Genomic DNA, 20,739 nt, shown 5'->3' with positions numbered 1-20,739 from the left:
GAGCCGGTATGTTGCGTGTTAGTGATCTGCGCGAACTTTTTGCAGCCACGCAAACACTTGCCATCCACCCAAAATTACTAAAAGTTGAGCAGTTAACCATTTTAACCAACGGCGGCGGCCCGGGGGTTATGGCGGTCGATGAGCTTATTTTAAATTCGGGTAAACTTACCCAGCTTAGCGAGCAAACGCGATCCACACTCAATCAAGTTATTCCGCAATCGGATACTACATCTAACCCTGTCGATATTTTTGGCGACTCTGCTCCGGCGCGTTACAAGCAAGCATTAGAAATTTTACTTCGCGCCGAAGAAGTTAAAAACTTACTTATTATTCATACCCCTTCGGCACTGGCACCAAGTGAAGACTACGCCGATATGATAGTGCAAACCTTACAAAAAATACCAAAGATGGCACGCCCTTATGTAATGACCAACTTTATGGGTGAAGATGCTGCTTATGCCGCGAGGCGTGTTTGCTCTAACCACACTATTCCAACCTATCGTACGCCTGAGGGTGCGGTTGGCGCATTTATGCATTTAGTTAGCTATCGTCGTAACCAAAAACATTTAACGCAAACACCCGAATCAAATACCGATGATGCAAAAATAAATAAATCAGCGGCCACTACGCTCATTAACGAATTTTTAGAAGAAGAACAAAGCTACTTACCCACTCATCAAGCAAGCCAAATTCTTAGTCATTATGGTGTTGAGTGTATTCAAACAGAAGTAGCCTACACGCCCACAGAGGCGCGTGAGCAAGCAATTGAATTAGGCTTTCCGGTAGCGTTAAAGTTGATTAGCCCAAGTATTGCCTCAAAATCAGAAGTAGGGGGTGTGGTTCTTAATTTAAACGATGCAAACGAGGTTGAGCAAACCGCCTTTGCCATGCTGATACGAATTAAAAACACCTACCCAGATGCTGTTATTGAAGGGTTTTCATTGCAAAAAATGGCGCCGCGCGCCGGCGCTAATGAGCTGCGAATCGCCATTAAAACTGAGCCTAATTTTGGCCCTGTTATATTACTTGGTGAAGCGGGTAATGGGTTAGAGTATGCCCAAGCAGCCGTTGCTTTGCCGCCGCTTAATATGAACTTAGCTAAATACCTCATTGCAGCCGCAAACGATAAAGGCGTATTAAAAGATCGCATTTTGCCAGAAAAAGTCGATAAATATCGCTTGTGCGCCCTGCTCACACGTATATCTCAACTTGTTGTCGATCAGCCCGATATAAGTGCCATGGAACTTAATCCTATTTTAGCCAGTAATGGGCAATTTTTAGTGCTTGATGCCACTATTAGTGTTAATCGCTATCAGGCACGCAGCGATCGTAAACGTTTGTGTATTCGCCCTTACCCTATTGATCTTGTAGAAGAAGTAATCCTTAAAAATAATACGCGAGCTACATTAAGGCCTATTCGTCCAGAGGATGAAAAAGCCCACCAAGAGTTTGATCAATCACTCAATAAAGAAGATCGTTACAAACGCTTTTTTGGTGAGCTGCCCCAGTTTAACCACGATCAGCTCGCTAAAATGACGCAAATAGATTACGACCGAGAAATGGCCTTTATTGTATGCCAGCGCTTTGAAGGTAAAAGCCGCACCCTAGGTGTAGCACGCGTTATTATGGACCCTGATAATTTACATGCTGAGTTTGCAACCGTGGTTCGCTCTGACTACCAAGGCTTAGGTCTTGGCAGGCTGCTTATGAGCGCTGCAATAAATCATTGTAAGCGCCAAGGCGTAGAAGTAATTGAAGGCATAACACTGCCTGAGAACACCGGCATGATTGAGCTTGCCCGTAAGTTAGGTTTTACAATTAGCCGTGATTTTGAAGAAGGCAGTATTAATATGCTGTTAAAGCTAAACACATGAGCAGCACAGCAAGACAAACGTTAGCGCAGGTATTTGAAGGGACTGGCGATTACCGAAAAGCGGGGCATATACTCGACACCGCGCTGATTGCTTTAATTATGCTTAACGTTATTGCCATTGTGTTGGAATCAGTACCGAGTATAAACAAAGTATATTACCCGCAGTTTTTACTTTTAGAAGTTATTTCGGTGGCTATTTTTAGCCTTGAATACCTTGCAAGGCTTTGGGCCTGTGTCGATAAGAGCAAATACGCAGCTATAAAAGGTTCAAACGCAAAACGCCGGCTGCATTATTTTTTATCACCTTTGGCTCTCATCGATTTAATAGCCATTTTACCCAGCTTGTTAATGTTTGTGTTTCCTCTGGATTTGCGTTTTTTACGTGTATTAAGGCTGTTAAGAGTATTTAAACTTACTCGTTATTCACGTGCAATGCAGTTGTTATTACAAGCATTTAAAGACGAAGCGAGCTCGTTACTGGCCGCGTTTTTTATTATGGCGGTACTGCTAATACTTGCCTCCTGCGGTATTTATTTATTGGAACACGATATTCAGCCAGATAAATTTGGCTCTATTCCTGCGGCTATGTGGTGGGCTATGGCGACCCTCACTACGGTTGGGTATGGTGATGTTGTACCGCTAACGCCACTTGGTAAACTATTTGGTGGCGTAGTCACTTTGGTGAGCATGGGAATGGTGGCAATTCCTACAGGCTTGCTTGCCTCAAGTTTTTCGGAGCAAATACGTAAACGCCGGCAATTTTTTGAAGATGCCGTACATGAGCAAATTCACCAAGGCAGTTTAGATGACTCACAGCGTTTGCACTTAGAGGAGCTGCGCTACAAACTAGGTTTAAGTAAGCTTGAGGCCAATAAGGCAATTAAAACGCAGCTTAATCAACGCAACAGTCATTTATTTTGCCGCCACTGTGGTAAACGCCAATAAGCTTATTTTTACTGGTTAAATATGTTGCCCCAATCTTGTTTGATCAGTGCGGGAACAGCTTCTTTAGGTACTGGCTTACTAAATAAATAGCCCTGAAAATGCTTACACCCTAACTGCTTTAAAAACTGCAGCTGTTGTTTGTTTTCAATGCCCTCAGCCACACACTCTTTACCTAAACTATGAGCTAAGGTAAGCGTTGATTGAATAATGGCTTCATCATCCGAGTCCACACCAATATCTTGCACAAAGCTTCTATCTATTTTTAGTACATCGATAGGAAAACGCTTTAAATACGTTAATGAGGCATAGCCTGTTCCAAAGTCATCCATGTAGAGCTTACAGCCAAGCTTTTTCAGCATTTCCATACTGTGCAGCGCATGTTTAGAGTCACGCATTAAAATAGACTCGGTAATTTCAAACACTATGGCTTCTGAGGGCACATTAGCGTGGCTCAACGCTTTATGTATGTCGGTTACAAGCTCTTCGTATTCAAAATCAAGTGCAGAGAGGTTTATCGACAAGTACAGCTGAGGCGAAATCTCACGCCATTGTTTAAGGGCTTGCAACGCACGGGCAAAGGTTTGCAGCATAATTTTTGTAATTAACCCTATGCTCTCAGCCGCTAAAGAAAACTCTTGCGTGGGCACTAAAGTGTTTTCTGGCCAGCGTAACAACACTTCAAAACCTTCGGTTTTTTGAGTGTGCGCATTCACTATAGGCTGGTAGTAATTGCAAAACTCTTGCTCTTGATACGCTTTAGTTAGCAAAGACTCTAAATGCAGGGCTTTTTGTACATGCTGATTCATCTCCTGCTTGTAAAACTTATAACTGCTTTCGAGCGACTCTTTTGCATGGTACAAAGCTATACTGGCAGCTTTTAACAGCGCAGCATGATCTGCGGCGTCATCAGGCGCTATTGCTACCCCGATACTTAAATTAACGTTTACCACTTGGCCATTAAATTCCATATTTTGGCTTACAGAGTCTATTAATTTAGAGCAAATAAGTAATACTTCTTCAATTTGCTGCACATCTTCCACCAGCACCACAAATTCATCGCCACCAAAGCGCGCAACACTTGCAGAAGGACGCAAGGAGCGCTTAATACGCTTAGCCACTTGCTTTATTAGCTCATCAGCCGCTTCACGTCCAAATGAGTCGTTAAAGTATTTAAACCGCTTAATGTTTATGTGCAGCATAGCTACTTTACATTGATGATTTTGCGCTTGCTCAATCGCATGCTCAACCCTGTCGTTAAACAGCATACGGTTAGGCAAACCGGTTAATGAGTCATAGTTGGCTAAAATATGGAGCTCATTTTCAGCCAATTTTTGCGCATGAATATCGGTTAAAATAATAACGTAGCTGCTTAAACGGTGTTCGGTGTCGGCCACTGCACTTATTTTTACTAACACATGGCGCTGCTCACCACTGGCAAGGGTGACTAAGTCTTCACTGGAAAAATGCTCACCCACATTTAGCTTTTGCATTATCCGTAAGTAGTCAAAGCGATTACTTCGCGATATACCTAAATTAAGGGCACGGCTGGAGCGTGGCTCACTTGGAAAGTCAAAGGCCGTTTGCAACGATTTGTTAGAGGCCCGAACCGTAAAGTTTTTATCAAGAATAAATACCCAATCGCGGGTTTGCTCAAACGCAGCGGTAAATAAACGGGCATGCTCTTCAAACACCATTTCGCGGGTCATATTGGTGTAAGTACCCGCTACTTTTTTAGGAAGTTGTCCGCTCCATTCCACCACTTTGCCAAAGTCTTTATACCAACGCCAATAGCCTTTAGCGTGGCGTAACCGATAAGTGCAATTAAAGTAGCCTTTATCGGTCGATAAAAATTCTAACCATTCTAATCTGAAAAGCGCTTTATCTTGCGGGTGAATTTTAGCTAGGTAATCATCTAGGCTCACGCTTTCTTGATCATACCCCAGTTCATTACATAAGCGCGGCTGGTAAATACTACTCGATGTGGACTGCCAATCCCACATGCCCGACTCGCTACCCTCTAAGGCTAGTTTTAATCGCGCTTCACTTTCTTTACTTTCTTTATTAGCGGCCAGTAATATGCGCTGAATTTTGTTGCGGCGCATTACCCAAAAAGCAATAAATGCGATAAACAAAACGCCATAAAGCACCATAAAATATGGCGCTCGCCACAGGGGATACTTAACACGAATTTTTAGCACTGCAGGCGGCGTGTACTCGCCGGTTAACGGATCTTTAGCCCATACTTTGAGCTGGTAATTACCTGGATTTAATTTAGGGAATAACACCCGATTATTATTACGGGTGTAGGTTTTTTGGCCGTTATCGAGCTGGTACTCATAAATTATTCGCTCTTGATAGCTAAAGGCCATCGCCGAAAACGCTACCTCTAAACCGATATCATCATGGTTAAGGACTATTTCATTTAATGGCTGTTTTAAATCGATAGATAAGTCGCGCGACATTAAATCAACTCGCGTTATATTTACATGATCAATTAAAGAGTGGTAATTTTGATTTTCCATCGGATGAAAATATGTAATGCCCTTTAAGCTGCCATAGGCAATGCGCCCATCGCTTAAATGCGCCATGGCACTGCTGTTAAACTCAGCAGAAAGCAGCCCCTCAGATGTAGTAAACTGCTGAAAGTGAAGTGTTTCTGGGTTTAGTCGCCATATGCCTTTATGGCTACTCATCCAAATCATGCCATTATCATCAAGCACCATGTCATAAAGTAAGGTACCTAACTTATTTTTTTCTAAGTCAATCGTGTGTACCAATTTGTAACTGGCTGCATCAAGCCCTATCAGGCCAAAATTAGATAGTGAAATCCATAAGATATTGTTGTTATCGACCACGTAAGAAAGCACATTAATAGCCACGTTATCGTGCTGTTTTGGCACTTTATAAATGGTGTTTAATGCTAATGTGGATGGGTTTACCTGATATAAAATACCCGCATTAAAAAACAGGGGCATATCAGGCTTGGTTGCCAGCGCTGGCGAAAAACCATGCGCCAAAAACGGCTCTATGTTGCTAAAGGCCCCTTCTAATCGGGTGATCTGCTGAGTATCAATATTATATACAAACATACCGTGATCTGAGTGCACATAGTACAAATCACCGTTAGGCATTAAGGTTACGCCGTGTACCCAGCCTTCTATGTAGGCTCTATTGTTGGGGTTTGTTATTGTTGGCTCGTTAATTTGATGCGTTATGGGGTCAAACTCAAACAGCCCACGGTTTGTATGTAACCAAAGCTTTTGCTTATAAGGAATAATTTCATACACGCTAAATTCGGTAGTCAGTAAGTCTACTTTGTGGTTTTTTAAGTAAACTTGGCTGGTGTTAGTGGCTAAATCAATTTCGGTTAAGCCATTATGCGTTGCCAGCCATAGGCTGTTACCATACTCCGTAATGCCCCAAACCGAAGGATGAGAAAGGCCATCGCCACCCAGTTTACTACCATCTATATTGCTAAAGTGATAGGTATTATTAGACAGATAAAATGCACCATCGGTTTTAGTAGCGAGCCAATCCCCCCCCGATTTATCTTTTACCATGTCTATCATACTGGTATCAGATAGGCTGTATTTACTTTGTGTAATACGTGTGTTTTTTACCAACTCTTTGCTATTTAAATCAAATTTAAAGAGCCCTTTATTAGTCGCCAGATCTAGCTTTTCGCCTTCGTTGATGATGCGCCATACATTTAAATCGGCAATAACGGCTTGGTTTTTAAATGCTATGTCGGGGCGTTCAAACATGCCTGGCAAGTCGCTAATATCAACTTGATACAAGCCTTTAACGGTGCCTACTAACAACTGATTATTTTCAATAACCGAAAACGACTTAACGTTGTTTTGATAAATATGCTCGGCTTTGCTTTTTAAATGCTGCAGCGGCCTAATTTGCTCAGAGGCGATATCAAATACAAACGCCCCATGGCTTGTGCCTATAAAAATATACCCATTGTAATGAAAAAGCTCTCTTACTAAGGTGTTTTCGTATTCTTTAGGCAGCTCAAATAGGCTGGTTATTTTACCTGTTTCAATATCTAATTTAGCAAAGTCGCGACCACGCCCAATCCATAAGGTTTTGTCATCAACCGCTGCCATACTAAATACCGACTGGCTTAAAATTTGTTTTTCGCTGGTAGGTTGAGAAATAAATTGCTGGTAGGTGTCGGTACTTGGGTCGTATTTAAATAAGCCGGCAAGTAACGAGGCTATCCAAATATTGCCTGCGGGGTCTTGGTAAATACAATCAATTATGGCTTCTTCAAGCTCGCCATTAGGGCCATTAATTGAAACAACTTGGTAACCATCATAACGGTTTAACCCCCCTTCGGTAGAGAGCCATAGGTAACCGTTATCATCAAGCAGCATAGTGTTCACATAGCTTTGCGACAGGCCTTCACTGGGGGATAAACGTTTAACCTGTGCGCCAACTTGGCAACTAAATATAGCGATTAAAGCTATACAGCAACTAATGATCCAATGAACGCCTTTACTCATGGCTTGATCCGTTGTTTTTGTTATAAGTATTCGAGAGCGACTATATTTCGATGTGTATAAATATCAAAAAGTGCTTTTAAACCAGGAGTATATGTTAATACTTGGTTAAAACCAAGACTCGTATATAAAGCTGTAATATTTTTATAAGCAAAGGTGTAAAGCGGCATGCTTTGCTGTTTTATAGCGGCGCATACAAGTTGCTTTGACAGCCCTTTTGCACGGTGCTGCGGGGCAACAAATACGGTCGATAAAAATAAAAAGTCGTGTTTATTTTGTATTCGACACGCCGCAACTATCTGCATTTCACTGTAAACAACCCAAACCTGATCTTGCTTATTAGCACGTCCTCTTACGCTATACAGTGCATAAAACTTATTAACTAATGGAATCTTAAGTGTGTCTAACTTTTGTACTGTGTACATATATTAGCTTAGCATTAACGCCAAATACTGCTCAAACTGTTGCTTTAAAAACGTTTGCTCTGCCACTGGGCGGCTATGAATCGTGTTATATACTTGCTCACGTGTCTTTTTATTACGTTTAATTTGATAAGCCCAAAATGAGGCTTCGTAATCTAATTGAATCTGGTATTTTTGCTCTCGGGGTAAAGCACATAAATTAAAACTCACAACCACTCCTAAGTACGGTTAGTTATCCGCATTTATTATACGTATATTTGAACCCATTTACTGTTTAAAAAGCAACAAACATGGGCAAAAACCAGACTATTTTGGTATTATTCGCTGCGATCATTTGCCCTGTCCTCATTTTAAACGGAAGTAACCTTGCAGATACAGCTCAATGCTTTGTTTTTATTAGTCGTTTTATTTTTTAGTAAAATTACACTCGCCAATCACAATAGCGTTATATTTAACCGCCCGGCCGACTCAGCTCAAGCAAGCTATGCGCTCGCTTTACTCACATTAGCCTATAAAGAACTTAATTATGAAGTACACATAATTGATTTTAATCGCCAAAATGCCTTATTAGCAGCCAATAATGGGGTGTTAGATGGCCAACTTGGCCGCGATATAAGTATAGAGGCGGACAATAAAAACCTGATCAGAATTAACTACCCACTGTTTGACTATAAGCTTTTACTGTTTAAAAACTGCCAACCCAATACACTCGATAAGCTCGATAGTATTGCGGTTTTATCAGGCTATCCAGTTCAGCACCATTACTTAAATGAGCATAAGTTTAACGGCAATATTATTGAAGTAAAAAATATTACGACCCAACTTAACCTACTAGCCCAGCATAAAGTTGATGGGGCAATTATGCTCGACTTTGTGCTTAAAGCCGATAACTTTTCCCTGCCAGAGAGCTGTATGCAAACCCAGCTGCTAAGTACGTTTTCGCTCTATCACTATGTACATAAAAAGCACGCGGCTTTGGTAAGTAAATTATTGAATGCTTTAAATAAACTACACGATAACGGCACTAGCCGCGCATTGCGCGCAAAATACAATTTAAAACTCTAGCATGTACAACAAGGTTTAAAATTCAAAGCCTTGTTGTTTATCTAAAGTGGTTTGTGATTGCGCAGCTTGGCGCTTTTGTAAATACCGTTTGTAACGTTGTTGGCACAAGCTAAGTACTTTCTTTTTTTGCGCATTGCTTAACGCATTCCAATTAAAGCGCTCATCCCGGCTTCGGTAGCAGCCTTTGCAATAACCTCGGTTGTTTACTTGGCAAATACTTTTACAGGGGCTTGGAATATCAAATATTTCAATTTGTTGCATTGCGCCCCCTAAGTAGATTAATTACTTTGTATGAGTATAGCGTTATTTATGCACAAAAAAAAAGCAGCGTTTACGCTGCTTTATTACGCTATTTGCCAACGCAGATGCCTAATGGCTTTGCTCACATACTTTGTTTGTGATTTCAGTTTTGCGTTGAAATGGCTTTGCATACATAGCTAAAACAAGTGGCTTTAGCTCTTCTGGCACTAAGGCTAAACGCTGCTCAAAAGTGGCGGTATCGGGCTCATCAATAACTGCTTGCTTGCACCCACCGGCAATGTAATTTCCTGGGTGTAAGTAAAAAGACTCAACAATGTGCTTATCAATTGTTTGCGCCAGCTCATCAGCATCATCGCAACCGCTTTCAACCGGTTGTCCAAATGCTAAATGCACATGCCCTTTAGCAGAGCTAAATCCTTCAACAATACTTGCTATGTCTTCGCCTGCTGATTTTACGTATTCACCGTGCTGCTGTTTATGATAAAGCTCTTTTGCTTTAGAAATTGCACAAGGCTCATACTGATAAGAAATAGACACAGGAACAATTTTTAACTCTTTAATGTACTCGCCAAATTCTTTCTTTTGTTTGCGACCATTAAGTTGCAGCATTTTCAAAAGTGCCGGATCTGTTTGATCAAAGCCGTCTTTAGCACGTCCTTCTTTTTGCGCAATCCAAATAGAATTTCCTGCTGTTAACGAGTCATAAATATACGATGACAACTGAGTAAGCGCCTTAAGCATCTCTTTAGGTGCTTTGGCTGAGCGCTTAACGATAAAGCTTTTATTTAAACGCATCAGCTCGGTTATATACGGTATTTGCAATAAGTTATCACCAATTGCTATACGCACCGTCTTCATTTTATGTTGATACAAACCCCAATTAACAAGTGCAGGGTCCAGCACTATGTCGCGGTGGTTTGATATAAATAAATACGCCTGCTGCGGGTCTAATTTGTCTAAACCCGAAAAGGTAACTTTTGAGGTAGTGCGTTTTATAAGTTTATCTAAATACTTTGCAACTTCGTTTTGCACATCTTCAACGCTCGTAAATTTGCCCCATTTTTTTCGTAACTGGCTTCTCACCAGTGTGCGAGCAATAAAAGGCATAGCGGATATAAAGCGCGGTAAGTTGTACTTTGCTATTACATCTATAAACGCATTATCGTTAATTAAACGCGCTAGCGAGGCCGCAACTTCATCATCGTTGTAAGGTCTTATGTCTGCGTACTTATCTTCTAATTCACTCATTACTGCATCTACAATGTTAAAAAAACGGCACGCAAAACGTACCGTTTATATATAATTTTGATTATAACTCAGCCACTCTTAAATAAGAAATAGCCATTTGGTTATGCTTATTTGCGAGCCATTCCAGTCTATGACCACACAAAAAGGGGTTGGTGCATTGTTTTTTAGTTTTATCAACGTTAATAAGGCTTGTTGACCTTTCAGAGGAAAATGAGTTCAACCTCAAAAAATAAACAGGCCCCAGCGATATAGCCCGCTAAAATATCATGTTATTTATATTTGAGTGGGCAGACCAGCCAATTTAAACTTTTATCAGCAACCTGACTTTTTGTACTAAGCATTTGGTAGTAATAGCATTAACAAAGGTGTGTATTCGTAGTACCTTAAACGCTCTTGCCATTTTACGGTACGCATTTAGATAGGACACACAATGAAAATCACCATTCTCGATAACGCTACTTTAGCTAAAACCTCGTTAACTTGCATTGAAGAACTAGGTGAGCTAACTACTTACGAACTTACGTCACCAGAGCAAGTTGTTGCTCACAGCCAAGGCGCTGACGTCCTTATTACCAACAAGGTTGTGCTAAATCGTGATACGATAAGCCAACTTAAAACGCTTAAGCTTATTTGCGTAAGTGCAACAGGCACTAATAATGTTGATTTAAACGCCGCTGAAGAATTTGGTATTGCCGTTACCAACGTAGCAGGCTACTCAACCCCTTCGGTTGTACAGCACACGTTTTCGTTAGTGACTAATTTATTAGGTAATACACACCGCTACCAGCGCGACTGCCAGCAAGGCGCTTGGCAAAAAAGCGAGATGTTTTGCAGATTAGATTACAGCTTTAATGATTTACAAGGTAAAACATTTGCCATTATAGGCGGCGGAACGCTAGGTAAAGGTGTGGCGACAGTAGCGCAAGCTTTTGGAGCCAATGTAGTGGTTGCAGAGCGTAAAGGCGCCTCTTGTAGAGAAGGCCGTACACCTTTTGAAGAAGTATTAGAAACCGCTGATATAATTAGCGTGCACTGCCCGCTTACTGATGAAACACGCGATTTAATTTCGTTAGATGAGCTAAAAATGATGAAACCCAGCAGTATTATTATCAATACCGCCCGTGGTGGCATTATAAATGAAGCCGACTTAGCCACAGCCCTAGAGCAAAATTTAATTGCCGGTGCGGGTGTTGATGTACTTACTAAAGAGCCGGCAGAGCCTTCTAACCCGCTGGCTAATTACACAGGCGAAAACTTGCTTCTTACACCTCACATTGCATGGGCCAGCACAGAGTCAATCGTACGCTTAATTAATGAGGTAAGCCTAAATATTGCAGCCTTTACTAACGGCGAGTCTCGTAACCGCTTGGTATAATAACAATTTGCAATAATAATGAGCCGCATTGAGGCTAGGTTTTACCTGCCTCAAAGTCGCTCATTCTATTTAGTAAATAGCTGTAACGTGTTTTCGCTATGCTAAATAAACGCAGGCTAGCTTAATCGTTAAAAAACCTAAAAAGTGGCTGTTTTTGCTAATGATTTTTATAATTAATCACTTAAAAACAGCCATCACAATCTAACCCTATGAATTTTATAACTTTGTTATATTGGCCTATTACTTGCTCCTGATAAGTAAATAATTAAATTAAAACTCATCAAGGACTATAACAATGAAAAAATCACTTTTAGCTGCTGCACTTATTGCTCCGTTTTTAACAGGCTGTGTTATTGCCGTATCAGATGGCGAAGCAGAAACGCACTGGGCAGGTAACGACTCATCAAGCTGGCAACATCAGCATAAAAAAAACCGCGAAGCGATTGCAGATTTAACAATGGATAGCAGCTACCAATCTGTTTTAGCGCAATTAAAAACGCCAAACTTTACCGAGCTATTGAAAAAAGACGACGATGTGTATCAGGTACTGTTTTACGTGACTAACAGCATTCACTCTGATGGCAAAACAACAAAAGATGAATGCACGCCATTGGTATTTAAAAATGATAAATTGGTAGGTATTGGTGAAAGCGCGCTGGGCATGATCACAAAATAATCGCTAGTAGCGTAAAGCAGCCCCACTTGGTAATAACATTAACGTGTGGGGCCGATTTAAATAACGCTTTAATATAAACACAGCCACATTATAAGTTAAGCGCAACCACCTGATCTCGCCCTGCATCTTTTGCGGCATATAGCCCTAGGTCAGCTTGTTCGAGTAAGGCTTGTTCGGCACTTGCATTGCCGTTTTCCATACTGGCAATGCCAATACTGATTGTTATGTGATCTGCATTTAACGAAGCTTTGTGCTCTATATTGAGGCTGTTTACTGCTTTTCTTAACTTTTGGGCAAATGCTAATGCCTGTTGTTTATTAACATCGGGTAATACCGCTGCAAATTCTTCCCCCCCGTAGCGGGCAATAAAGTCAGTACTACGCTCACATTGCGCTGCTAACGCCTGGGCAACCTGCTTTAAACACTCATCCCCCGCTCGGTGGCCATAGCAATCGTTGTAACGCTTAAAGTGATCTATATCTACTAATAAAACAGACAAACACGAGCCATTACGTTTACTTCTACGCCATTCACGAGAGAGGTTTTCATCTAAATAACGCCTGTTGGGTATTTCCGTTAAACCGTCTATTGAGGCAAGCATTTCTAGCAAATCATTTTTTTGCTTGATCAGTAATTGGTTGCGTACCCGCACTTTGACTATAGACGCATTAAAGGGTTTAGTGATGTAATCCATTGCACCTAACTCAAGGCCTTTTGCTTCATCGGTGTGGCTATTATTAGCAGATATAAACACAATAGGAATAGACTGAGTAATAGGGTTTTCTTTAAGCTGTACAAGCACTTCATAACCATCAATGCCTGGCATCACCACATCTAAAATAATTAAATCGACCTGATTAGATTTAATAAAGGTGAGCGCTTTTTCTCCACTTTCGACTAAAAATACGTCATGCTCCGAGCCCAGTGTTTTTTCAAGCACCAGCCGGTTAAGAGGATCATCATCCACAATTAGTATTTTAGCTCTTTTTGGCATCCCGTCCCCCTAAGGTTTCAATAAATATAATCACTTGCTTTAGTTGAATGATTAGCTCTTTTAAAGTGTGCTGAAGCGGCTCGTTAGTTGTTTTAAGGTGCGTTTCACATTGTTTTGCACACAATGAAAGCCTAATAAAACCTAAGTTACCCGCCACGCCTTTAATGCTATGCACTAAGCGTACCACTTCATCTCGCTGGGTGTTTTCTTCAATTTGTTCTAACTGCGTTTCACACAGCTTCGCAAACTTTCCGACCATGGTTGCCAGTAAATTTTCATCAAAATTAAACTGGGTGAGCGCAAAGCTTTGGTCATAAAACTTAGGTTTGATAAAGTCTACGTCTCTAATTGCATCTAACAGCACAGCTGCAACCACAGGTTTAGTCAAATGCTTATTCATGCCGCTACTAAGTGAGCGCTCAACATCTGCAGGTTCACAATGTGCTGTTAAAGCAAAAATAGGCAGCTGGCGCGCGTCAAACTGTTGGCGAATCAATTGCGTTGCTTGGCAACCATCAATATGCGGCATTTGCACGTCCATCAGAATTAAATCTGGTTTTAATATTTGTAGCAGCTCTATTGCATCTGGCGCATTGGTAACCGTTATTACATTTATATGGGCCTGTTTTAGCACACTGCTAATAATGTCTAAATTAAGCGGGTTATCATCAACCGCCATAATAAGTAGACCCGATATATCTTTTTTTACTTCTTCATTATTTTCAGCGGCTTTAGGTGGCTCCGCCCCCGCATTAGCATTTAAGCTAATCAAGCGCTGAGCTAACGCCGTAGCTTTAACATGTTGTGCGTTAATTTGCGTAGTACAAGGCAATGCTAAAGTGTGTTCGTGATTCACCACAACCACAGGGTATGAGTTGCCACTGAGCGTTTCGTGTATAGATTCAACCTTTAATAAATCGTTCAATGTGGTTTCATCAATAATCAGTTGCTGTGCATCAGCAAGCTTTATTGGGTANNNNCCGCCACTTGTGAGTAGGCATTAACCACTTCGTTTAGCTGTACAGTGTCATCGCTCACAATGGCTAATGTATTAGGTATAAATACACTATTTTTAGCCGTATCTACCGCAAGCGCTAGAGTAAAGAAAAACTCACATCCACGGCCTTTGTCACTATTAATTGCAATTTCGCCGCCCATTAAGGCTACACCATGTTTAACTATAGCAAGTCCAAGCCCGACCCCTTGGTGAATACGCGTAGAAGATTCATCGCCTTGAGTAAAAGCATCAAACAGTCGTCGTTGGTCAGCTTTAGCAATACCTACACCACTGTCTATTACGTGAAAACAAATACGTTGCTGATCTAAAACGTCATTTTCTTCAAGCACCATTTTTAAAGTAATACTGCCTTTATTAGTAAACTTAACGGCATTGGTGAGTAAGTTACCTAATATTTGTTGCAAACGTATTGAATCCCCCACCAGCGCGGGGTTAATGAGTGGATCTATTTCAATATTAAAGCTTAACCCTTTGTTTTGGCACAATGGCGCTGTTAAGCTCTCGCAAATATCAATCAGTTCAACCAAGCAAAAAGGCACCGGTTTTATTTGCGCTTGCGAACTTTCTACTCGGGCAAAATCGAGCATTCTGTTTAGCATCAGCAATAAGCTTTGAGCTGCGTTTTTAGCCTGCTTAGTTTGTTGCAGCTGCTTATTTTTTAAGCCTTGCTCTACTATCATATCTAACAGCCCTAACACAGCGTTAAGAGGGGTGCGGATCTCATGGCTTAGATTAGCAATAAAGCGGCTTTTAGCTATTGTTGCGCGTTCTGCGTCATGCTTAGCTTTAGTCAGCGCACTTACATCTTGAATATGAATAACATAATAAGAGGGATCACGGTTTTCATCCCACACCAGCGACACACTCAGCTGCAGCCAACTTGTTAGTTTTCCTTGTGAGAGCGTTAAATGATAAACCCGTTTTTTATCATCTAATAAGTGACAAAGCGCATTTTTTATTTCTTGCCACTGCGCCTCATCAAACAGCATTTTTAGTGGCTCACCAGTTAAAATATCTTGCTGTGAAAATAACTTACGAGCCGCTTTGTTAACTTGCAATATGGTGTGCTCAAGCGAAAGTAACACCACACTGTTTGCTGCAAACTCTATTGCACTTCTAAATTTAGATTCTGACGCTTTTAACGCCGATAGAGTTTGCTGCTGCTCAGTAATGTCTCGCCCAATTCCCATAGTGCCTAATAAGTGCTGGTGCTCGTTATAAAATGGGGCAATCGTTAATTGATACGATTTGTCGGTGCTATCTATGCGTTGCTCAATGCTACTTTTGGTTTGTAAAACTTGCTTTTCTAGTAGGCTTAACTGTAAATCGTCGCTGTCTAAATCTTCAATACGCTTACCGACTAGGATGGCTTGCTCTTTGCCTACATAGGCTTCAAATGCTTTATTACAGCCTAAAAAAGAGCCATCAATATTTTTAAAGTAAATAAGATCAGGCACACTATTTAGCATGGTATTTAATAGCGCTAGGTGTCGCTCTTTTGCTTCGTAGCTACGTTTTAGCTTTTGAGATTGCAGCTGTAACTGCTCATCAAGTTCTTTATTAGCCTCTTGGAGCGACTCAACTAACTGTGCATTTTTATCAAATACATATTTAACGCGAGAAAACCAAGGTTGCCAATTTAAAGGGATGGGGTAATTAGAAAGCGCGGCTTTAGGGGCATCATTTTGTTCAAAATATTGCATTAAATGAGTCATTGGCCTAACAAAAATACGTTGGCTTAACCAAAAAAATACCGCAAACATTAAGCTTAAAAATAACGTTAAAAACGCAAACTCTAAAAGAACCTCATACCTAATTGGCGTGATCACTTTTATTTGCGGCTCATAAAAGGCGGCATGAATGGGCAGGTTCCCCATTGCTTGCATAAAAAACTGCGCATTTTTGTTATTAACTAAGTTTATTTTTTCATTGTTATGGGCTAATTCAGGCCAATAATCTTTTAGGGCTGTTGCTTCATTTAACTGCTTAACAGAGCTGGCTATTACTTGATGCGACTGGTTCATAAACACATATTCGCCTTCGCTTGGTGCCACCTTTTTAAGCCAGCTAGACATGGCCTCTAAATCGTATATTAAAATGATGTAGTCTGACGAATTAGGTTGTTTTTTACGGCCAATAGCAAAATAAGCGCTATCGCGTATTTTAACAATGGCGCTTGAGGTAAGCTGGCCAGGTATAAATGTGGGCTTAAAATTACCATTTAAAATTTTATTAAGCATAGTGCTTTGGCTTTTATTACGCCTTACCACATAGGCAAACCCCGAATCATCAACATAGGCAACAGCCGACAACGATTGCATAAGCGATAACGCGGTATTAAACGTTGGGCTTAGGGTTGTAGCTTGCTGCCATTGGATCAACGCACGGTTAGAAAAAGCAAACTGCCCTTTACCGACTATTTCGCCTTGGCGCTCGCTAAAGTGGCGGTAGTAGTAATTGTCGTATTGATTAATACCTTCTAATAAGTTGCGATTGAACTGCTCAACACTAGGCTGCTGATACGATATAAAGGCATTGTCAAAAAAGTCATTTACCGAGCTCATTATATGGCTAACTTGAGCCGACACTTGCTCAAAATCGGCTTGACGTTTTTCTATGGCGCGCTCAACTTTTATATTATACAAGTGCAAACACAGTAAAAATGCCACAAATAAGGGAACAAATAATACTACAAATAAAGAGCGGTAATAGTCTTTTAGAGGTAAAAATTTCAACGTTTTGCCTAAGTTTTGGCCCGATAGTCAGCCACTAGACTATCGAGCCAAATTGTTCTGCGCAAGTTATAAATTTTCTTCTGCAAAGGAGGCTAAACGGCTGCGCACTACCCCGTTTAAATTAACTGTTGCACTGCCTTCAAAGTCTTTAAAACGCTCAACAATATAAGTAAGGCCGGAGGTAACGGGGGTTAAGTAGTTACTATCTATTTGCGCTAAATTACCGCTACAAATTAGTTTTGTTCCCTCGCCACAACGGGTAATAATAGTTTTAAGCTGAGATGCCGTTAAGTTTTGGCTCTCATCCAAAATCACCCCCGAACTGATACCATACTATCATACCTAAAAGAACCTTGAATAAAAAAGTTTTTACAAATAAGATTTACCCAGAGGTGAATAAGCATGATTGCATCAACTACAACAAAATCTAAAATTATTAATAAACCTGTCAATTTTGGAAAAGGAATGTATTTTCATCTGGATAAAGCAGGAGAACCTATTCAGATTGTAGATGGCATCAGAGCTCATTCATATCGCCATAACAAAAAAGAACTAAGCTTCCCTCTGCTATATCATCCTGATCGTATTACCGAATGCCAAGAAATGAACTTGTTCTTGAGCCACCGTTTTGAAGGCCACTTCAGTCTTAAGAAAAATCAAAGGGGAAGTGAAGCTTTTAGCGACGCTTATTACGCTAGTCAACCAGGTAAGCGGTTAGACGTAAAAACTGTTCGTGGTATAGCTAAGCATTTAAAAGCGTTTCTGGACTGGCTCATTAAAGATGGTGCATCTTATTTTGAGGTTATTGCCGCACCACTTTCTAGGCAGTCAGTAGACGATGATATTTCACGGTTACCTGTTTGGCGCTATCACAAACATTTGTGCGATAGAGTAACAACTAAGGACAAAGCTAAACGCCTAAGTTTCAATACTGCACAAGAGAGAATAAGGGCTGTTAAAACATTTTACATTTGGAGTCATAAGCGCGGTTCTATAGACAGCCTTCCCTTCTCCTTGGAATACAAGCAAGTCCGCATAACGTCTAAAGCCAAAAATGGCCAGAGCGCGCTGTTTCAATTACCTACCAGCTCAACACGTTCTGGAGGGTTATGGAAATGGGTCAGTAACTTAAGTATACCTAACACAATAAAACAAAAAGAAGACTCACCTGACAAAGTACTGCAACCATATTCTTCAAAAGAACTCACACAACTATTACAGACTACTACTGCTCAAAAGCGTTCTTACAAGATATATTTACAGTGTGCACTACTGGGTGGACTTCGTTCTTTCGAAATTTCTGCAATTGATCAGAAGGATATTTTTGATCCAGACAAAGAAGAACACAAAAATCACATTCCTAAACTAACCATAGTTCGCAAAGGCCATAAGCCAGTAAGACTTACTATTGCACGATCCTTAATGAAACTTTTATACCTTCACACTTTATCATCTGAAAATATGAGGCAGCGTACTAAACATGAAACGAGTTATCGTATGAACAATGATGAACAACCACTTCCTTTGTTTATGAATAGCTCAGGAGAACGAATTAGTGAAGAAACTCCCGGAAATACCATTTCTATTATTAGAAAAGAACAAAAGAAGCGTGGATTAGAAGTACTAACGCGTACATTTCATGATTTACGTGCTACTTTCGCAACTTACATTGCAAAATATTTAATTGAAAAAAATGAGTCAGAAAGTTCAATTCGGCAAATACTAATGACCTTAATGAGTCATGAGAGTTTCAAAACTACAAAAAGATACATCGATTTTGCCAAAAGTGTCGGTGTAGATGCATATGGTGCAATGTCAGAGTGGGTACAAGATATATATGGGGATGTTGATAAATTATTAATGAGTGAGAGTACAAATGCCAGAGCTTAAATTAGACAAAAAGCGTAGGTCAAACCGTATTCCCGCTCGTTTTGTACCTTACTCTTCAACTATAGCCAAACAGTTAGACGTTTTATTTAATAGAGCATACGACAAGGAAAATAATATTAGTAAAGGTGATCATGCTGCTATTTCAATGAGTCGTTTGCGCAACTCTTGTATAACTTTGCTACACTTATTACCTTTAGCACTAGAGAGAGTAAATACGAATACAGCCTCTGCAATTACATCTGAAGGTTTCGACGCTTTATTAGATTTTGAGATTTGGCAAGAAATAGAATACTTTTGTGTCAACGAGCTTATTAATGTAAAACTGCCAGCTTATGCTACGAGGGTCGAAGAAGCCTTAGAGAACATCGTTAAGTTTCATCTTAACAATAACAAAATTAGCGCACCTTTTAGATTGACTGAATCGCCCCGTGTTTGCCAGAGACTCAATAACTTGAGAAACTGGAACTATGAAAAAATCAAATCGCTATACATCAGAATTTCGTGAACGTGCAATTAGGCTTGTTACCACACAACAGCATGAATACCCTTCTCTTTGGGCTGCGCTAGTATCGATTTCAGATAAACTGGGATGTACCCCAGAAACACTTAGAGCATGGGTCAAGAAATCTCAAGCTCAACCGTCTAAACCCTCTTCTAATACGCAATCAACTGAAGAACGCCTTGCCGTCTTAGAGCGCGAGAATAAAGAGCTCAAGCGAACGAATGATATCCTGAGGCAAGCTGCCGCTTTTTTCGCCCAAGCGGAGCTCGACCGCAAACAGAAGTAATAGTGGATTTTATTGATGCTTGCAGAGAGCATTACGGTGTCGAGTCAATTTGCAAGGAATTGCCGATTGCACCATCAACGTATTATTCTCATAAACAGATACAAAGAGAGCCTGAGCGACTGTCTAACCGCAAAAAGCGTGATGCTGAGCTGATAATACTCATTCGCGAAGTGTGGGAGGATAATATGTCAGTTTATGGTGCAAGAAAAATATGGAAGCAGCTACAGCTTGACGACCATCAAGTCGCCCGCTGTACAGTCGAACGATTGATGCGAGTTATGGGAATTCAAGGTGTTCGTCGGGGTAAAGCACATAAGACAACGATACCTGACGAGCAACAAGATAAGCCACTTGATTTAGTTAATCGTCAATTTACTGCTGAGCAGCCAAATCAACTTTGGGTAGCTGACATCACCTATGTTGCCACATGGAGTGGGTTTGTTTATGTCGCTTTCGTGATAGATGTTTTTTCACGATACATTGTAGGTTGGCGTGTATCAACGACAATGCACACAGAGCTTATTCTTGATGCGTTAGAGCAAGCTATTTGGCATCGTGGCAACCCCGAAGGGTTAATTCACCACAGCGACAGAGGCAGCCAATATTTGTCTATACGATACACTGAGCGACTTGCTGAAGCTGGAATTCAAGCGTCTGTAGGCAGTGTGGGTGACTCTTATGACAATGCATTGGCTGAAACAATAAATGGATTATTTAAAACAGAGATTATTCGCAGAAATGGCCCGTGGAAGAATGTTGATGCTGTTGAATACGCAACGTTAGAGTGGGTCAATTGGTTTAATAATCAACGCTTATTATCTTCAATTGGGTATATTTCACCAGCTCAATATGAAACAGACTACTATGATAATTTAAACGAGTCAGGTAAAGTGGCCTGACTTAAACAAACTGGTCTCCGATGAACTCGGGGCGATTCA

Annotated in this window: 14 protein-coding genes, 2 pseudogenes and 1 other annotated feature; of the genes and pseudogenes, 8 read left to right on the top strand and 8 right to left on the bottom strand. The window is 40.7% G+C overall.

Going from position 1 to position 20,739, the window contains the following annotated elements:
* On the top strand, positions 1 to 1,874 hold a 1,874-nt coding region (locus tag L650_RS0121880; protein ID WP_029774398.1), incomplete at its 5' end, for a bifunctional acetate--CoA ligase family protein/GNAT family N-acetyltransferase.
* The gene (locus L650_RS0121875) at positions 1,871 to 2,818 is read left to right on the top strand and encodes an ion transporter (protein ID WP_029774397.1); all 948 of its coding nucleotides are present in this window, start codon (positions 1,871 to 1,873) and stop codon (positions 2,816 to 2,818) included. The genes L650_RS0121880 and L650_RS0121875, both read left to right, overlap by 4 nt.
* Positions 2,819 to 2,826: 8 nt before the next feature.
* Here L650_RS0121875 and L650_RS0121870 read toward each other — a convergent pair whose 3' ends face one another.
* Genes L650_RS0121870 through L650_RS0121860 form a run of 3 tightly spaced genes read right to left on the bottom strand, consistent with a single transcriptional unit; the run spans position 2,827 to position 7,961 of the window.
* Complete coding sequence (locus tag L650_RS0121870) at positions 2,827 to 7,332, bottom strand: EAL domain-containing protein (protein ID WP_029774396.1); 4,506 nt, start codon at positions 7,330 to 7,332, stop codon at positions 2,827 to 2,829.
* A 20-nt stretch (positions 7,333 to 7,352) separates the two neighbouring features.
* Positions 7,353 to 7,754: a GNAT family N-acetyltransferase gene (locus L650_RS0121865; protein WP_029774395.1), complete on the bottom strand. Its 402-nt coding sequence runs from the start codon at positions 7,752 to 7,754 to the stop codon at positions 7,353 to 7,355.
* Between the two features lie 3 nt (positions 7,755 to 7,757).
* A complete protein-coding gene (locus L650_RS0121860) occupies positions 7,758 to 7,961 on the bottom strand; it encodes a DUF3283 family protein (protein ID WP_004586826.1) in 204 nt (67 codons plus the stop codon).
* Positions 7,962 to 8,117: 156 nt separating this feature from the next.
* Here L650_RS0121860 and L650_RS0121855 point away from each other — a divergent pair, with 156 nt between their 5' ends.
* Positions 8,118 to 8,816, top strand: coding sequence for a substrate-binding periplasmic protein (locus tag L650_RS0121855; protein ID WP_029774394.1), 699 nt, complete (start codon positions 8,118 to 8,120; stop codon positions 8,814 to 8,816).
* 15 nt (positions 8,817 to 8,831) lie between these two features.
* On the opposite strand, the gene L650_RS0121850 is transcribed toward L650_RS0121855, so the two are convergent.
* Both L650_RS0121850 and L650_RS0121845 read right to left on the bottom strand, forming a co-directional pair.
* Positions 8,832 to 9,077, bottom strand: a complete 246-nt coding sequence (locus L650_RS0121850) for a DUF1289 domain-containing protein (protein WP_029774393.1) — start codon at positions 9,075 to 9,077, stop codon at positions 8,832 to 8,834.
* 108 nt (positions 9,078 to 9,185) lie between these two features.
* The gene (locus tag L650_RS0121845) at positions 9,186 to 10,325 is read right to left on the bottom strand and encodes a 1-acyl-sn-glycerol-3-phosphate acyltransferase (protein ID WP_029774392.1); all 1,140 of its coding nucleotides are present in this window, start codon (positions 10,323 to 10,325) and stop codon (positions 9,186 to 9,188) included.
* 430 nt (positions 10,326 to 10,755) lie between these two features.
* Here L650_RS0121845 and L650_RS0121840 point away from each other — a divergent pair, with 430 nt between their 5' ends.
* A complete protein-coding gene (locus L650_RS0121840) occupies positions 10,756 to 11,700 on the top strand; it encodes a D-2-hydroxyacid dehydrogenase (protein WP_024031528.1) in 945 nt (314 codons plus the stop codon).
* 295 nt (positions 11,701 to 11,995) lie between these two features.
* Positions 11,996 to 12,376, top strand: coding sequence for a DUF3192 domain-containing protein (locus L650_RS0121835; protein ID WP_004585870.1), 381 nt, complete (start codon positions 11,996 to 11,998; stop codon positions 12,374 to 12,376).
* An 88-nt stretch (positions 12,377 to 12,464) separates the two neighbouring features.
* Here the strand turns inward: L650_RS0121835 and L650_RS0121830 are convergent, their stop codons facing one another.
* The 3 genes and pseudogenes from L650_RS0121830 to L650_RS0121820 all read right to left on the bottom strand — a co-directional run.
* Positions 12,465 to 13,370 (bottom strand): diguanylate cyclase, encoded by a 906-nt coding sequence (locus L650_RS0121830; protein ID WP_029774391.1) that lies wholly within the window; start codon positions 13,368 to 13,370, stop codon positions 12,465 to 12,467.
* A pseudogene (locus tag L650_RS0121825) lies at positions 13,354 to 17,123 on the bottom strand (ATP-binding protein). Before L650_RS0121825 ends, L650_RS0121830 begins: the two are co-directional and overlap by 17 nt.
* Before the next feature lie 66 nt (positions 17,124 to 17,189).
* Positions 17,190 to 17,438, bottom strand: a pseudogene (locus tag L650_RS0121820) (PhoH family protein); the annotation flags it as partial.
* A gap of 87 nt (positions 17,439 to 17,525) precedes the next feature.
* Here L650_RS0121820 and L650_RS0121815 point away from each other — a divergent pair.
* The 3 genes from L650_RS0121815 (at position 17,526) to L650_RS0121800 (ending at position 20,700) form a co-directional block, all read left to right on the top strand.
* On the top strand, positions 17,526 to 19,013 hold the full coding sequence (locus L650_RS0121815; protein WP_029774389.1) for a site-specific integrase: 1,488 nt from the start codon (positions 17,526 to 17,528) through the stop codon (positions 19,011 to 19,013).
* Positions 19,000 to 19,518 carry a hypothetical protein gene (locus tag L650_RS0121810; RefSeq protein WP_029774388.1) on the top strand — a complete coding sequence of 173 codons (519 nt, stop codon included), beginning with the start codon at positions 19,000 to 19,002 and terminating at the stop codon, positions 19,516 to 19,518. The genes L650_RS0121815 and L650_RS0121810 overlap by 14 nt, the downstream gene beginning before the upstream one ends.
* Positions 19,481 to 20,700, top strand: a protein-coding gene (locus L650_RS0121800) for an IS3 family transposase (RefSeq protein ID WP_223230517.1) whose coding sequence is annotated in 2 segments (ribosomal slippage) — positions 19,481 to 19,769 and positions 19,769 to 20,700 — 1,221 coding nt in all. Because the reading frame shifts where the segments join, the coding sequence is not laid out codon by codon here. The genes L650_RS0121810 and L650_RS0121800 overlap by 38 nt, the downstream gene beginning before the upstream one ends.
* Positions 19,759 to 19,875: a sequence feature (AL1L pseudoknot), on the top strand. It overlaps the preceding gene by 117 nt.
* Positions 20,701 to 20,739 lie beyond the last annotated feature (39 nt).

This window comes from Pseudoalteromonas sp. TB51, assembly GCF_000498055.1.
GTDB lineage: Bacteria > Pseudomonadota > Gammaproteobacteria > Enterobacterales > Alteromonadaceae > Pseudoalteromonas > Pseudoalteromonas atlantica.
The sequence above is the reverse complement of the archived record's forward strand: the minus strand, read 5'-3'. Positions and strand labels throughout refer to the sequence as shown.

Excerpts from the sequence above, each read along its gene's own strand:
- L650_RS0121875 (WP_029774397.1), top strand. The coding sequence starts at position 1,871 with ATGAGCAGCACAGCAAGACAAACGTTAGCGCAGGTATTTGAAGGGACT.
- L650_RS0121870 (WP_029774396.1), bottom strand. The coding sequence starts at position 7,332 with ATGAGTAAAGGCGTTCATTGGATCATTAGTTGCTGTATAGCTTTAATC.
- L650_RS0121865 (WP_029774395.1), bottom strand. The coding sequence starts at position 7,754 with ATGTACACAGTACAAAAGTTAGACACACTTAAGATTCCATTAGTTAAT.
- L650_RS0121850 (WP_029774393.1), bottom strand. The coding sequence starts at position 9,077 with ATGCAACAAATTGAAATATTTGATATTCCAAGCCCCTGTAAAAGTATT.
- L650_RS0121845 (WP_029774392.1), bottom strand. The coding sequence starts at position 10,325 with ATGAGTGAATTAGAAGATAAGTACGCAGACATAAGACCTTACAACGAT.
- L650_RS0121840 (WP_024031528.1), top strand. The coding sequence starts at position 10,756 with ATGAAAATCACCATTCTCGATAACGCTACTTTAGCTAAAACCTCGTTA.
- L650_RS0121835 (WP_004585870.1), top strand. The coding sequence starts at position 11,996 with ATGAAAAAATCACTTTTAGCTGCTGCACTTATTGCTCCGTTTTTAACA.
- L650_RS0121830 (WP_029774391.1), bottom strand. The coding sequence starts at position 13,370 with ATGCCAAAAAGAGCTAAAATACTAATTGTGGATGATGATCCTCTTAAC.
- L650_RS0121815 (WP_029774389.1), top strand. The coding sequence starts at position 17,526 with ATGATTGCATCAACTACAACAAAATCTAAAATTATTAATAAACCTGTC.
- L650_RS0121810 (WP_029774388.1), top strand. The coding sequence starts at position 19,000 with ATGCCAGAGCTTAAATTAGACAAAAAGCGTAGGTCAAACCGTATTCCC.